The organism is Olleya sp. NP1-10, from assembly GCF_055804415.1.
This window is the reverse complement of record NZ_CM147840.1, coordinates 1,720,407-1,735,167: the sequence shown is the minus strand read 5'-3', so window position 1 is coordinate 1,735,167 and position 14,761 is coordinate 1,720,407. Positions and strand designations below refer to the sequence as shown.

12 protein-coding genes and 1 pseudogene are annotated in these 14,761 nt (G+C 30.4%); 5 read left to right on the top strand and 8 right to left on the bottom strand.

Annotated features, from left to right (window positions below):
• The first annotated feature begins 7 nt into the window (after positions 1 to 7).
• Positions 8 to 1,252: an exo-beta-N-acetylmuramidase NamZ family protein gene (locus AC0L4B_RS07980; RefSeq protein WP_473439308.1), complete on the top strand. Its 1,245-nt coding sequence runs from the start codon at positions 8 to 10 to the stop codon at positions 1,250 to 1,252.
• Here the strand turns inward: AC0L4B_RS07980 and AC0L4B_RS07975 are convergent.
• From AC0L4B_RS07975 to AC0L4B_RS07965, 3 genes are all read right to left on the bottom strand, one after another.
• Positions 1,249 to 2,067, bottom strand: coding sequence for a hypothetical protein (locus AC0L4B_RS07975; protein ID WP_473439307.1), 819 nt, complete (start codon positions 2,065 to 2,067; stop codon positions 1,249 to 1,251). The two genes, AC0L4B_RS07980 and AC0L4B_RS07975, sit on opposite strands and share 4 nt — an antisense overlap.
• 358 nt (positions 2,068 to 2,425) lie before the next feature.
• Positions 2,426 to 3,319 (bottom strand): hypothetical protein, encoded by an 894-nt coding sequence (locus AC0L4B_RS07970; protein WP_473439306.1) that lies wholly within the window; start codon positions 3,317 to 3,319, stop codon positions 2,426 to 2,428.
• Positions 3,320 to 3,338: 19 nt separating this feature from the next.
• Complete coding sequence (locus AC0L4B_RS07965; RefSeq protein WP_473439305.1) at positions 3,339 to 3,833, bottom strand: YkgJ family cysteine cluster protein; 495 nt, start codon at positions 3,831 to 3,833, stop codon at positions 3,339 to 3,341.
• Between the two features lie 21 nt (positions 3,834 to 3,854).
• Between AC0L4B_RS07965 and AC0L4B_RS07960 the strand changes: the two genes are divergently transcribed.
• On the top strand, positions 3,855 to 4,553 hold the full coding sequence (locus tag AC0L4B_RS07960; protein WP_473439304.1) for a class I SAM-dependent methyltransferase: 699 nt from the start codon (positions 3,855 to 3,857) through the stop codon (positions 4,551 to 4,553).
• Here the strand turns inward: AC0L4B_RS07960 and AC0L4B_RS07955 are convergent.
• The 4 genes and pseudogenes from AC0L4B_RS07955 to AC0L4B_RS07940 all read right to left on the bottom strand — a co-directional run bounded on the left by AC0L4B_RS07955 (position 4,550) and on the right by AC0L4B_RS07940 (position 11,620).
• Positions 4,550 to 5,077 carry a DUF2059 domain-containing protein gene (locus AC0L4B_RS07955; protein ID WP_473439303.1) on the bottom strand — a complete coding sequence of 176 codons (528 nt, stop codon included), beginning with the start codon at positions 5,075 to 5,077 and terminating at the stop codon, positions 4,550 to 4,552. The genes AC0L4B_RS07960 and AC0L4B_RS07955 overlap by 4 nt on opposite strands.
• Before the next feature lie 40 nt (positions 5,078 to 5,117).
• Positions 5,118 to 6,740, bottom strand: coding sequence for an amidohydrolase (locus AC0L4B_RS07950; protein WP_473439302.1), 1,623 nt, complete (start codon positions 6,738 to 6,740; stop codon positions 5,118 to 5,120).
• 93 nt (positions 6,741 to 6,833) lie between these two features.
• The gene (locus tag AC0L4B_RS07945; RefSeq protein ID WP_473439301.1) at positions 6,834 to 8,561 is read right to left on the bottom strand and encodes a TonB-dependent receptor; all 1,728 of its coding nucleotides are present in this window, start codon (positions 8,559 to 8,561) and stop codon (positions 6,834 to 6,836) included.
• A 40-nt stretch (positions 8,562 to 8,601) separates the two neighbouring features.
• Positions 8,602 to 11,620 (bottom strand): annotated as a pseudogene (locus AC0L4B_RS07940) (tetratricopeptide repeat protein).
• 230 nt (positions 11,621 to 11,850) lie between these two features.
• Between AC0L4B_RS07940 and AC0L4B_RS07935 the strand changes: the two are divergent.
• From AC0L4B_RS07935 to AC0L4B_RS07925, 3 genes are read left to right on the top strand one after another with little or no spacing between them, the layout of a single operon-like run.
• A complete protein-coding gene (locus AC0L4B_RS07935; protein ID WP_473439300.1) occupies positions 11,851 to 12,534 on the top strand; it encodes a cell division ATP-binding protein FtsE in 684 nt (227 codons plus the stop codon).
• 11 nt (positions 12,535 to 12,545) lie between these two features.
• Positions 12,546 to 13,436, top strand: coding sequence for a glycosyltransferase family 2 protein (locus tag AC0L4B_RS07930; RefSeq protein WP_473439299.1), 891 nt, complete (start codon positions 12,546 to 12,548; stop codon positions 13,434 to 13,436).
• A complete protein-coding gene (locus tag AC0L4B_RS07925; protein WP_473439298.1) occupies positions 13,433 to 14,371 on the top strand; it encodes a glycosyltransferase family 2 protein in 939 nt (312 codons plus the stop codon). The genes AC0L4B_RS07930 and AC0L4B_RS07925 overlap by 4 nt, the downstream gene beginning before the upstream one ends.
• Here the strand turns inward: AC0L4B_RS07925 and AC0L4B_RS07920 are convergent.
• Complete coding sequence (locus AC0L4B_RS07920) at positions 14,357 to 14,761, bottom strand: sugar 3,4-ketoisomerase (RefSeq protein WP_473439297.1); 405 nt, start codon at positions 14,759 to 14,761, stop codon at positions 14,357 to 14,359. The genes AC0L4B_RS07925 and AC0L4B_RS07920 overlap by 15 nt on opposite strands.

Genomic DNA, 14,761 nt, shown 5'->3' with positions numbered 1-14,761 from the left:
CTAGATTATGCAATTTAATGTTTTCAAAAATACAGTTTTATTATTTGTTATAGTACTAAATTCTTGTGCTTATAAAACGAAAAATAATATTACTGAAACAACAGCTATTTTGGCTAAAGCCGAAACTACTATAGATAACCTGATAGATAAGCCAATTATTGTTGGTGCAAATCAAACCGAAACTTATTTACCATTGTTAAAAGACAAACGTGTTGGTGTCGTAGCTAACCAAACAAGTGTGGTATTTAAAAACGAAACTTATACACATTTGGTAGACAGTCTTTTAGACTTAAATGTAACCGTAAAAAAAGTATTTGCACCAGAACATGGTTTTAGAGGTCAAGCTGATGCAGGCGAAGTAGTTAAGGATGGTTTAGATACTAAAACAGGTCTACCTATTGTATCATTATATGGTAAAAATAAAAAACCTAGTGCTGCACAATTACAAGATATTGATATTGTAATTTTTGATATTCAAGATGTAGGCGCACGTTTTTACACTTACATATCGTCTTTACATTATGTTATGGAAGCTTGTGCAGAACAAAACAAAACTTTAATTGTATTAGACAGACCTAACCCAAATGGCGATTATATTGATGGTCCAATTTTAGAAAAAGAACACACTAGTTTTGTTGGTATGCATCCAATACCTGTTGTACATGGCCTAACAATTGGTGAGTATGCACAAATGATTAATGGTGAGCATTGGCTAAAAAACAAGGTTACTTGTAATTTAGAAGTAATAACTATCAAAAATTATAACAGACAAATGACGTACGATCTACCCATTAAACCTTCTCCAAATTTACCTAATGCTCAAGCTATAAATTTATATCCAAGTTTGTGTTTTTTTGAAGGGACTAATGTTAGTGCAGGTCGTGGTACAGATTTACAGTTTCAAGTTTATGGTTCTCCATTTTTACCTGAGACATCGTATAGCTTTACCCCTAAATCTAATGCTGGAGCAAAATACCCTAAGCATGAAAACAAATTATGTAATGGTTATAATTTAAGTGGTAACAAACCTTTATCTAACCTGAACCTAAGTTATCTTATAAATGCATATAATAGCACTAGTGATAAAGCCTCATTTTTTATCAAGAATGGCTTTTTTACAAAATTAGCAGGAACAAAAAAATTACAAATTCAAATTGAAGCTGGTTGGAGTGAAGACAAAATAAAAGCCACTTGGACAAGTGGCTTAGATAATTTTATGGTTAAACGTAAACCTTACTTGTTATATAATTAGTTTTCGTAAGGTAATCCGTTTGGTCTTAGGTTTTGTTTTCTGTATTCGTCTCTAGTTTGTTTATCTTGACTGTTATTCTTTATTTCAGAAATATTGTATTTCATCTCTTTAGTATCAACTTTTTTAGCGTTAGCTAAAGTAGCTGCATGTTGTTCTAAAATACGTTGATTACGCTTATAACGTGCAGCTACTGTATTTGCTTTTTGTTTTACTATTCTTTTTTGTTCTAATACTTTTTTATTAGATTCAGTATGAGCTAACACTTGCTCTTTCATTGACTTTGCTTCTGCTTCACGTTTTAAGCGCGCATTATATTCTCTCTGCCTAAGTACAACTAACTTACGCTCTTTAGCCAGTTTTTCTTCAAAAGAAATTTGATCTTCTTCAATAATAGCACTAGCTAAACGCGTATATTTATTAATAGATGCTCTTGGCGTAATGTTACGTTTACGTTGTTCATCTTTTGACAAACTAGCACGTAATACATCTTCTTCTAAATCTGCAACTGCATCTTCTGGTTTTGCAATATCTTGAACACGATTTAAAGATATAGGATATACAGCATCTTCACGATAAGCAACAACAGTATATCGACCAACATTAAAATGGTGTAATGGAATTTTTGCTTCCTTACTACCTAAATCCATCATTATAGATTCTTTTTTATTATGAAACAAAAAAGTAAACCTATAAATGTCTTTATTACTTTTTAATACAATAGTGTCTCCTGTTTTATTAAGCCCGTGAAAAAGTCCTGCTTTGGTAGCATTTACATTTTCGACAATAATTGTTTTACTTCTTGTTTGAGAAAACATTGAAGTGGTTAATAGAAAAGTAAAAACTAATACGAATGTTATTTTTTGCCTAATCATAATTGTATAATTAATTGTTACGCTAAAAATCAGTTTAAAGGGGTGTCAAATGTATCATGAATAATAGAAATTTCACACTAATCACAATGCAATTTATACACTTTTAGTTAAAATACATAAAAAACTCGATGAATAACTATACAATCTGATTATCAAATACTTAAATAACAACAATAAACTACCACTAACAAATCTTTAGTTAAAATAAATATGAATCTAATAACTCTTAATTAATTAACACGATTAAAGAGTTATTCTTAATTATAAAAAAATCAACTAGTTTAAATTCCACTTACAATAATTATTTTTTCAACAACAACTCAACTTTATTTAAATCAGATTGTGATAAATTATCACGCCATTTTATAGCTTGGTCCATATCATCCAAGCCTCTAAAAGTTACATAATTTAAAAACGAAAATAAAGATTGATTTATGTCGTCAACTGATTCAGTGTTATATTTTTTAAGGAAACGACGCGCCTTTTTAAATTTACCTATTATTAAAAAACCTTCAATTTTCAATAACTCTTGTTTTTGAAATAAAGCGTCTTTATGTTCTATATCGCTAAGCTTCAATAAATCTGTAGCTTCATCCATATATAAATTTGATAAAGCTATTAATTCTTCTTTAACAAAATCTTCTGCATACATTGCAAAATCAAGATATCTATTAGCTAATCTAAACGCCGAAGCATAATTTTTATGTTCAAAATGTTGCTTCATTTCATTTGATAAAAATGAAGTGTTTATCGCGTATTTTTGTATTAAAAGCGACATATTAGTCATGCTAAAATCATCTCTTTCAGATAGATTTAATATGTTTCCATTGGGATCCATTACTTTTAATTTGTCATCGTTAAACCTTTCAATATAACTAGCTTTTCGGTTTTTAACTCCACCATGATATAGTTTATCATAATTAGACTCGTTAATTATAACTGGTACAAAATACTCCCAGACCAACTGTTTTATTTTATCACTTTCAAATAACTCTACAACAATTTGAGAGCCCTCTTTAGTATCCACCAATAAAGGGTAAGAATAATTAGCTGCATCCTCCCAAATAACTAACATCATTTTATTTTTAACCAATGCTAATTTTTTAGCTAACGTATAAGAAGTCAACCATTCTTGAGCTATGGTACTATTTATAGAACATAAAACAAAGGCTATAAGGATAACTATTTTTTTCATAGATACTATTTAAGCAGAATTACAATTTAATTCTAGATTTCATCTTTTCTACAATATTATAAGCAGCAGGACAAATAGCAACGTTTTTTAACGTTAGATTAGATATTTGTTGAAACTTTTTACGATCTGTATGCGGAAACTCGGCACAAGCTTTAGGTCTAACATCATAAATAGAACAGTAATTATCTGCACCTAAAAAGGTACAAGGCACAGACTGTAAGACGTAATCATTCTCTTCGTCAACACGTAAATATTGGTCAATAAACTTTTGTGGTTTTTGTCTAAAATATTTAGCGATGCGTTGCACATCTTTGTCTGTAAACAAAGGTCCAGTAGTTTTACAGCAATTAGCACAAGTCAAACAGTCTGTAGTTTCAAACTCCTCTTCGTGCAATTCTTGCATAATATAATCCAATTGCTTTGGTGGTTTCTTTTTTAGCTTCGTAAAAAAGGTTTTGCTTTCCTTATGCTTATCTTTGGCAAGCTTTGGTAGATTATTTAAAAATGCTTCCATAGTGCAAAAATAGTATTTTAAATGAAAGACCTTTTCGGAAAAGCATTATTAGATTACCAAAATGGTAATTATACAGTAGACCTTATTACATCTACCAATATATCTGATGAAGATACATTACCACTTCCTTACCTATTTAGAAGTTTTAAAGACATGCCTAAATTAGAGCAACAAGCTTTAAAACTATCTAAAGGTAATATCTTGGATGTTGGTTGTGGCTCAGGAAGCCATAGCTTATACCTTCAAGACAAAGGATTACAAGTTAAAGCAATTGACATTTCTGAAGGTGCTATTAAGGTTTGTAAACAAAGAGGTGTTTTAAACGCTGAGCTAAAAGGTTTATTAGATGAAACCGAAACTTTTGATACCATACTATTACTAATGAATGGTACTGGTATTTTTCAAACCTTAAAACAAGTCTCTAAATATTTAACACATCTTAAGTCTTTATTAAATACTAATGGTCAGATACTAATAGACTCTAGTGACATACAATATATGTATTTAGATGAAGATGGTGGTTTTTGGCAGGATATGAATGCGAATTATTATGGTGAATTGGATTACTTTTTAAGCTATAAAAATGAAAAAGAAGATCCAATGAAATGGTTATACTTAGATTTTAATTTACTTCTTACTGCTTGTCAAGCTGTTGGTTTAAAATGCGAAATGCTCGCGGAAGGCGAGCATTATGATTATTTAGCAAAGATATCTGTTTAAAGATCGTATCCTTTTTCTGATAATTTTGAAATAACGCTTTTATATAAATTACCACTCCACATTACAGAAATATCACTCATAGAGGAGTTCATAGATTCTTGAGAGCTTACAATTTTTTGTCCTGTTTCACTTTGGTAAAAATCTTTTAAAAAAACTTTATCACCTTCGGTTAAAGCATCTGGTTTAAACATATTTTTACCAGCTTTAGTTGCGTACAACTTGTTCATGTTTTTAACATCTTCATGTGTAAAATGCGCTTTGTAAGCACTAACAATCATTAGAGACAACTCATCCATTGCTTCTGAGTTACCTTTTTTTAAGTCTGCCCAAACAGTAGCTGGTACTTTTTGAGCCACAAACTGCTCTTCTAGCATCGTATACATTTGCTCTATAACACCTTCATAATAACTATATGTTCCGTTACTTTTAATACACGTTTTGACATCTTTACTGTATTGATCTACTTGAGCAAAGACTGATGTACCAATGACTAAAAAGCAAAATATTGTGATTATTTTTTTCATTTTAATTAGTTTGTATAATTAGTTGTTTACAAAACAGCAACTACTGTGCCACTCCGTTAATGTAAGTTTCTTTAACTGTTATATTAGGGATTTCATTTTGATCTACAGTCATTATATCTTTATCTAAGATAATAAAATCGGCAAACTTACCTGTTTCAATACTTCCTTTTTCTTGTTCTTCAAAGTTTGAATAAGCAGCCCAAATAGTCATTCCTCTTAATGTTTCTTCTCTTGACAGCCCATTTTCAATATTAAAACCGTCTTTAGGAAATTGTTTTAAATCCTGTCTAGAAACCGAAGCATAAAAGGTTAAAAACGGACTTACTTTTTCCACTGGAAAATCTGTACCTAAGGCAACTCTTCCGCTTTTTTCTAATAAGGTTTTATAAGCATAAGCTCCTTTTATACGCTTACTTCCTAATCGGTCTGCTGCCCAATACATATCACTTGTAGCGTGAGTAGGCTGGATTGAAGGAATGATATTTTCATTTTCAAAATAATCAAAATCATGATCTGTAATTACTTGAGCATGTTCTACTCTCCAACGTCTATTAGCTTCATTTTTTAAAGTCTTTTCATAGGTTTGTAATACAAATCTGTTGGCGGAATCTCCAATAGCATGCGTATTCATTTGATATCCTGCTTTTGCTATTCTTTCAGCTAAATCCTTATAAGCTTCAGTACCAATAACTAGAGCACCAAAATGATCATGTTGATCTGTATATTCTTGTTTTAAAGCTGCACCACGTGATCCTAAAGCTCCATCTGCATAAACCTTTACAGACTGTACATTTAATCGATCCGTTTTTACTTTTCCTTTAGATAAATAGTAATCTAAATTTTCTTTTTTATTGCTAATCATAGCATACACACGCATATCTAACTTACCTGCTTGTTGTAAACTATCTATTAACTGAATAACCTGCTTATCTAATCCTGCATCGGACACAGTTGTTAAACCTAAATCTGTACATATTTTTTGAGCAGCTAATAAGGCGTCTATTTGTTGCTGAACTGTTTGTTCAGGAAAAACAGCTTCAACCAACTCCATTGGATTATCAATTAATACACCTGTTAATTTTCCGTTTTCTTTTAAAATCTCTCCTCCTTCGATTTTAGAATCTATTGTTATTCCTGCTAAATCTAAAGCTGCTTGGTTACATAACATCGCATGACCATCTACTCTAGTTAAAGCTACTGGTGTGTTTGGATATAGTTTATCAAGTAACAATTTATTAGGATAGGTTTTGTCTTCCCAATCGTTTTGATCCCAACCTCTACCTATTATAAAGTTAGTTGGTTTATTGTTATAAAAGTCAATTGTTTTTTTCATGACATCATCAAAACTAGTTGTCCCTCTTAAATCCACATTTAATTGGTTTAATCCTAAACCATAAAAATGACAATGTGCATCTATAAATCCTGGTACAATTGTCTGACCTTTTGCATCAATAATATTAGTTGACAAGTACTTATTTGTTATTTCTTTTGTTGTTCCTGTCGCTACAAATTTTCCGTCCTTAATTGCAAAAGCTTCTGCTTTATCAAACTCAGTATTTACAGTATAAACATTAGCGTTAGTAACAATGGTATCAACATCGGTTTTGTTTGGTGAGCATGAAGCTACTACACAAAGTAACAATGCTATTTTCAATAATTTCATGGTTAGATATTTTTAAACAAATATAAGAATAAAAAAACCTCTAAATAGAGGCTTTTTATTGTTATATGTTTACTGAAAGTTATTTACTCTAAACTAAAAATCAAATTTATAAGTAGCACCTGCTAAAAACTGAATACCCTGAACAGGTGTGTTTTGCCATTTATTATATTCTTCTCCAGCTATATTATTAGCTTTTGCAAAAACTGAAAAACGATCGTTTATATGATATCCTACATGTGCATTGGCATCAAAATAGCTATCTAATGTAACTTCTCCAGACGTTGGTGTTATCAAACTTGGCACATTAAATTGGTCTTTACGCTCTCCTACAAAATACAAATTAGCACCTGTAAACCATTTCTCTGTAATTTGGTAATCTAAGAAGACAGAAGCTTTTAAGTTTGGTAAATTCCAAGCTTCAGTCTGGTTGTTAGTGTCATAATTAAAATATTCTCCTTTGACACCTAAAGTGATGTTACGATTTACGTCTACATTAAGCTCTGCAGCTACACTTAAAGTTGTAATATCATCATATATTATTCCAAATGAATTTCCGTAAGTATAAACCTCTGTGGTTTGAGTAACATCGTTATTTACAAATAAGGCTTTATTTTTTTCTGAACTATAATTACCACTTACCGAATAACTCATTGTATTGGTTAACTTTCCTTTTAATCCAGCAAATGCTTTATATTGTTGATCTGTTGGAGTTATAAATAAGTTAGGTGAAACAAACGGATTTTCTTGAGCATAATCATAATATGAATTTTGATTTAATCCACCACTAACCCCTCCAAAAACTATTAAAACTTCGTCTACCAATCTATAACTTGCTGCAATATTTGGGTAAATAAAGAATTTACTTTGACTTGCTTCTGTATCATTAAAATAGACTGCTTTTACACCTAAATCTACAGTTAAGTCATCTTCTTTAATCTGAAATTTTGGAGATACACCAAATAAGAAATTACCATAATCTAAAGTTTGATCTAAGAAATATCCTTTTTCAAAACTACCACCTAAATAATCTGCAAAAACCTCAATATCCACATCATTATCTTGAATATTAATTGTTCCGGTTGCGTTAAGCTTTAGCCTATTTTCGCCAGAACCATAATCGTCACCAAAACGTCTAAATAATACACTTGCAGAATTTACCGTTGCGTCTTCAAACATAATATCTCCACCAACATATCCATTAGTAAAACTATGACCAACATCTAGAGTATCTGCTGTCGTTTGATTAAATAAAGGTTGCTGTAAACCATACCAATTAAATGTTTGGTATTGAAACCCACCTAATGCTGACCAAGTATAATCACGATCTGTTTTTGTATAGTTTAAATTAATTTTTGAATCTGAAAAGCCACTATCTGTTAAAGCATCTTCTACATCTCCTATTGATGAATGATGACCTAAATAAGCACTGACGACCTCATCACGACCTAATTGCTGATTTAAATATGCTTCACCTAAAATAGTGGTATAAGTACCAAAACCTAAAGTCGCATAATTATTATACAATTTTACTTTTTTTGCTTTATCTACAACTGCTGCTTTACCTTTTGCTGGTGTAAAAGTTGAAGCTACTGGAAATGAAAAAATATTATATTTCACTTCTTTTTTTACAGAGGTTTCATTGTCATCTAAAGATGGTGTTTCTTTTACTTTAAACGCATCTGAAATGGTTGGTGTATATGGTTTAACAACATCTATCACTCCTGTTTGAATAGTATCTCCTTCACGCTCTTGAGCAAATGTAATTAGGGTTGTTACTAATGATAGTACTGTTAATATGATTTGTTTTTTTGTTCTAAACATAATTTATATTTATGAATTACGACGTCTGGATTGATGTATTTTAGTCTTCGGTTATTACTGAAGAGTTAGTTTTAGCTTCTTCTGCTTTGATTAAGTTTAATTGGGCTTGGGCTTCCGTTTTAACATCTTCAAAATTGCTAAAGTTTTTAATTACACTTTCTAAAATATAGGTTGCCTGAAAAGCATCACCAAGAGCATAAAAATTCTTAGCCATAATTACCAATCCTTTGGCTCCATAGTATTTGTAACCTGAATAATCTTTAGCCAAACGTTGTGTTACTGTGTTTGACTCGGCATACAATCCATCTTTATTTTTAAAATAAGCATTGTAATATAAAGCTTCGGCTGCTGTTTCGCCTGTAGCAAAAGTTTCTACTTGTGTGTAAGCAGTTCTGGCTTTAGCCATATCATTAGTTTTAATTGCTGATCTTGCAATAATCACATAGGCATCACTTCTAACTTTATTATCTAAATTATTCTTAGCAAGCACCTTTTCCGCGTAAGCGACTGCTTGATTATAATTATCTAATTGGTAATTGGCTTGCATTAAATTGGATTGTGCAAATAGACTGTTTTGCGGAAAATTAGCTTCGGTTTCTAGACGTTGCAATGTCGGAATAGCTTCTGTCCAATTATTATTATCTAACTGAATTTGTGATAGACGCAGTAATGCTTCTTCTGAAAACTCACTTTGCGTTTGTGCTACTACATAAGCATAATGAGGTTTTGCGTTAGATTTTAAATCCTTTTTGAAATATAACTGAGCTAAATAAAAATGCGCTTGTGTTGCGTGTAAACCGCTTGGAAATTGATTTAAATAGCCATTAAATTGTTTGATTGCAGAATTGACGTTTTCATCTAAATACTGGATTTCGGCTGCTTGATAAGTTGCATTGTCTAAGTCGGCATTTGTAACTTCAACAAAATCTAATGTTTTAACCCAAGTTGCATATTGATCTACTTGACCTAAATCTATATATATTAATCTTGCTGTAGATACTGCCTGATTGGCTTCTGGTGTGTTTGGATAGTCTTTTGCTACTGCTTTAAAAACAGTCAAAGCTTGCTGGTTTTGATTTGCATTATAATACACCAAACCTTGACGCAATTGACCTTTGCTTGTAAATGGGCTTGTACGATATTCTTTTTTTAATTGCGTATAAATACCAATTGCTTTATCATCAAGACCTGCTTTTACATAGCTATTACCTAAAGCATACATGGCGTCATCACGTAATTTAGATTTTGGATATTTAGCAATAAATTGTTCTAATTGACTGGTTTGTGTATCTGGCTTACCTAAGTAACCGTAGCTCATCGCTTTTTGAAAATAAGCATAATCACTCTCTATTGTTCCGACTTGCATAGCTTGGTCATAAGCTGCAATAGCCTGGGTGTAACTACTTGACACAAAGTAACCGTCTGCTAATCTTAAATACGCATCGTTTAATCTAACTTTATCTGTTGTGTTTTTTTGAATAAACTGATTGAAATATGTGGTTGACTGATCGTAGTTTTTTTGTTTAAAATACGTGTATGCTATGTTGTAGTCAAGGTTTTGATATTCGGAAGTCGCATTGGCTTCATTGTGTTGCGCAAATTGTTTAAATCCAATTAAAGCATCATCATAATTGGTAAGATTATAATCTGTTTCGGCTTTCCAGAATATTGCTCTTGCTGTAAACTTTTGATCTTGTTGTTCTTTTAAAGAATTATCAAACATTGTTTCTGCATCTTGATATTTACTTTCATTAAACAATTCTAAACCTCTGTAAAATGCTACTTTTTGATAAGCGACTTTACTTTCAAAACTATTTTTATTTTTTAGTAATACTAAAGCTTCTTTATAGTTTTTTGAGGTTATGTAAGAGTCAATTAATAGTGTTTCTATTTCATCTTTATACTCGGTTTCAGGGTATTTTTCTAAATAAGTATTTAAAACCTGAGGTACAGATTGATATGCGTTACCAATTTGATAACTAATTTTAGCGTAATTTAACCAAGCATCCTCTTGAATTTTTAAATCATAATCCATTTGTGATGCATTTCTAAAGGCATTTAATGCTTCTTGTTTTTTACCTACATTTACATAACTTTCCCCTAAATGGTAATAAGCATTTTGGGCTACACTATTATCTGCGCTTACAATTTTATTAAACTCTGATATTGCTTTATCATACTCTTTTTGCTTATAATATGCGTATCCAATTTGGTAGTAATCTGTATTACTCCATTTTCCTTTTTTACCTTTATATTCCTTTAAATACGGAATAGCTTCATCGTACTGTTCTAGGTTAAAATAACTCTCTCCAATGATTTTGTTAAGTTCTGAAACTTCGTTACGATCACTGGTTTCTAATTTAGGTTCTGCTAATTGAATAGCTTTTTCAAACTTACCTAGTTTGAAGTTTAAATCTGCTTGAAAATAGCTTAGTTTTTCTTTGTACTTTTCTTGATCACTAACTTGCTCAAAATATTTATTTGCACCATCATAATCATCCCCTTGATAGGACATAAAACCTAAATAATACTTAGCTTGAGAACCATATTTTTGAGACGTTTCTACACGTGTTAAATATTTTTTAGCGTCTTTATAGTTTTTGGTAACAAATGATGCGTAACCATTATTAAAGTTATAAGCTTCACGATCTGTTCTTGATAAAGAAGACTCGTCTACCTTGGCATACCATTTTTGAGCATAAGCATATTTACCATTTACAAAGTAATACTCTGCAACATCTACAAATGCAGTATTTTTTTGTACTTGTGGGATAATCTTCCACAAAGCGTTCCATTAAAACATCAGCATTTTGTTGGTTTAATCTAATGGCTGCATTAGCTATATAAAACGCACAATTACTTTGTATATTAGGATCTTGAGATTGTTTTTTAATTTGCGTGAACAAATTTTGAGAAGCTAAATATTGCTGACTATTGTAAAGCTGTAAGGCTTTTTGGTAGTCTGCTAAATCACTTGTGTAAACAGCTGTTTGCTGTGCAAATAACTGTAGACAAAAGGTTAATGTAATAAAAAATATAAACTGTTTTTTTAATGACATTGATACTATTTTTAAATTCAAAATCAAATATAAATTAATCTATAGCTCTAACGTTAGAATTAACTAATAATTATAAATGTACCAACTAAATATGATACTAATCCTTAAATTAACTATGCTAATTAAGTCATAAATGATGCTAATAATTTTCCTTATTATTTATTAATTGTTTACTTTGGCAGATACAATTTTTTGCTACAAAAAAGCGTTACTAAACAATACCATATTTTATGTCAAATACAGTTTTAGAATTAAAAAATGCATCAATATTTCAAGGTAAAAGTCTTGTATTATCTGACGTTAACTTGGAAGTTAAAAAAGGTGAATTTGTATATTTAATTGGTAAAACTGGTTCTGGTAAAAGTAGTTTTATGAAAACGCTTTATGGTGATTTAAAACTAACACAAGGTAAAGGTTATATTGTCGACTTTGATTTACCAAGTTTAAAGGAAAAAGAAATTCCGTTTTTAAGACGAAAACTTGGTATTGTATTTCAGGATTTTAAACTTTTATCAGATCGTACTATAAATGATAATTTATTATTTGTCTTAAAAGCTACTGGCTGGAAAGATAAGACTAAAATGAATGAACGTGCAGCATCTGTACTTGATAAAGTTGACATGAAAACTAAAGGTTTTAAATTCCCTCATGAATTATCTGGAGGAGAACAACAGCGTGTTGCTATTGCTCGTGCTTTGTTAAATGACCCTGAACTTATTTTAGCCGATGAACCCACTGGTAATCTTGATCCACAAACCAGCATTGAAGTCATGGAAGTACTACAAGACATTAATAAAAACGGTAATACCATTTTAATGGCGACTCATGATTATGCATTATTGCTAAAATATCCAAGTAAAACTTTAAAATGTGATGATAATAAGGTTTTTGAGGTTGTGCAACGTAAATCCTAATTGAAGTTTACATGTTATCTATATTAATCCCAACTTATAATTACGACGTCACAAAGTTGGTTAATAGCTTACACCAACAACTTATATCTCATAAAAATTGTTTTGAAATTATTATTTATGATGATGGATCTAAAGGTGAAACAATTTTAACTAATAACACTCTCAACACTTTAGAAAATGTTACTTTTAAAACTCTTACCTCTAACGTAGGATTAAGCAACAACCGAAATTTACTAGCAGAGGCTGCACAATATGAATACTTGTTATTTATTGATGGAGATTCCTTGATCATTTCTGATCAATACATCATAAACGTTTACAAAAGCATAAGTAACAATATAGATATTATTTATGGTGGACGAATTCACCCAGAACAAGTCCAAAACAAACGTAAATTAAGATGGAAATACGGTAAACAACGAGAAGATTTAACTGCTAAACAAAGAAGACAAAACCAATACAAATGTATGTTTTGTAATAACACACTAATGACTAAAGCTATTTTTAAAGCTATTGGTTTTGAAAAAACACTTTGTCAATATGGTCATGAAGACACTTTATTTGCTTATAAAGCTAGTTTAATAAAAGCAAATGTAAAACATATTGACAACCCTATTTTACATGGTGATGTTGATATTAGCAACGTATTTATAGATAAAACAAAAAAAGGGCTAGAAAATCTTAACTATATTTACAAAACAGATTTGATTAAAGTAGATTTTATTCCGTTTTTAAATTATTACACAACTTTAAATCGTCTTAAAGTCACCTACCTATTAGGCTATAGCTTCCCTTTAATAAACACCATTACAAAACGTAATTTGACATCCAAACACCCTTCATTATTTCTATTTGATTTATTTCGAATTAGTTATTTTTGTTATATAAATCGTAAAAAATGAGTCCTTTCTTTTCTGTTATTATTCCGCTTTATAACAAAGAAAAATACATTTTAAAGACCCTTAAAGCCGTATTAAATCAATCGTTTCAAGACTTTGAAATTATCATAGTAAATGATGGCTCAACAGACAATAGCATCAATCTTGTAAATAGCCTAGCCAGCAATAAAATTAAGTTGACACATCAAGACAAACAAGGTGTTTCTGTTGCTAGAAATAATGCCATAAAATTATCAACAGGTCATTACATAGCAACTTTAGATGCTGATGATTTATGGAGGAATAATCATCTTGAAGCATTAAAACAAACAATTACTAAATGTAAAGATGCCATTCTATTTTGTAATAATTATGAAATAAAAAGAAATGACGGATTTATAACACCTGCAAGATTCAATTTTAAATACGACACTGACTGCCTTATAATTGATAATTTTTTCAAAGCAAATGTTATTAATTATATACCTCACTCATCTTCTGTAGCATTTAAAAAAGATGTCTTTTTTAAAATAGGCGCTTATAACAATTCTTTAATAACTGGTCAAGATATAGACTTATGGATTAGATTTGGTCTAAACGGAAAAATTGCGTTTAACCCTACTGTTACAATGCTTTATAATTTTTATGACCCAAATAGCCTATCAAACAGCAACTTAAATGATAATAGATTATATTTAATAAATCAATATAAAGAGAATGAAAAAAACAACCCAGATTTAAAACGCTATTTAGATATAAAACGCTACGCATTAGCTATAAGATATAAATTTAATAAAGATTACGACAAAGCCCAAATACTAATTAAAAACATCAATGAAAACCATCTTAACATAAAGCAACGTTTGGTATTACATTGTCCTAGATTTATATTAATAATGCTAAAACGTTTTCAAAATTTATTAATAAAAAACAACGTTTATTTATCAGCCTTTAAGTGATAAATATTGATTAAAATCTCTTATGTAGTCGGACTCTTCATAAACATCAGAGGCTAATACGAGACAAACGGATCCTGATGAAAAATTTTCAAGTTCTCTCCAAATACCAGGTACTATTAACAACCCCTTGTCGGGCTTATTTAAAGTTATAGTTTTGGTCGCACTACCATCTTTTAAAATAACATCAAAACTACCACTTACAGGAATTAAAAACTCATATTGTGCTTTATGAGAGTGACCTCCTCTAAACGCATCACTAGGTACGTCATATAAATAATAAACACGGTTTACTTTATAAGGCAAAATATCTTTTTCAACAATAGCTAAGTTTCCTCTAGCGTCTTTCACTTTAGGAATTTCAATTAGAACAACATCATCGTTATTAGCCAT

Excerpts from the sequence above, each read along its gene's own strand:
- AC0L4B_RS07925 (WP_473439298.1), top strand. The coding sequence starts at position 13,433 with ATGAGTCCTTTCTTTTCTGTTATTATTCCGCTTTATAACAAAGAAAAA.
- AC0L4B_RS07960 (WP_473439304.1), top strand. The coding sequence starts at position 3,855 with ATGAAAGACCTTTTCGGAAAAGCATTATTAGATTACCAAAATGGTAAT.
- AC0L4B_RS07965 (WP_473439305.1), bottom strand. The coding sequence starts at position 3,833 with ATGGAAGCATTTTTAAATAATCTACCAAAGCTTGCCAAAGATAAGCAT.
- AC0L4B_RS07935 (WP_473439300.1), top strand. The coding sequence starts at position 11,851 with ATGTCAAATACAGTTTTAGAATTAAAAAATGCATCAATATTTCAAGGT.
- AC0L4B_RS07920 (WP_473439297.1), bottom strand. The coding sequence starts at position 14,761 with ATGGCTAATAACGATGATGTTGTTCTAATTGAAATTCCTAAAGTGAAA.
- AC0L4B_RS07945 (WP_473439301.1), bottom strand. The coding sequence starts at position 8,561 with ATGTTTAGAACAAAAAAACAAATCATATTAACAGTACTATCATTAGTA.
- AC0L4B_RS07975 (WP_473439307.1), bottom strand. The coding sequence starts at position 2,067 with ATGTTTTCTCAAACAAGAAGTAAAACAATTATTGTCGAAAATGTAAAT.
- AC0L4B_RS07970 (WP_473439306.1), bottom strand. The coding sequence starts at position 3,319 with ATGAAAAAAATAGTTATCCTTATAGCCTTTGTTTTATGTTCTATAAAT.
- AC0L4B_RS07980 (WP_473439308.1), top strand. The coding sequence starts at position 8 with ATGCAATTTAATGTTTTCAAAAATACAGTTTTATTATTTGTTATAGTA.
- AC0L4B_RS07955 (WP_473439303.1), bottom strand. The coding sequence starts at position 5,077 with ATGAAAAAAATAATCACAATATTTTGCTTTTTAGTCATTGGTACATCA.
- AC0L4B_RS07950 (WP_473439302.1), bottom strand. The coding sequence starts at position 6,740 with ATGAAATTATTGAAAATAGCATTGTTACTTTGTGTAGTAGCTTCATGC.
- AC0L4B_RS07930 (WP_473439299.1), top strand. The coding sequence starts at position 12,546 with ATGTTATCTATATTAATCCCAACTTATAATTACGACGTCACAAAGTTG.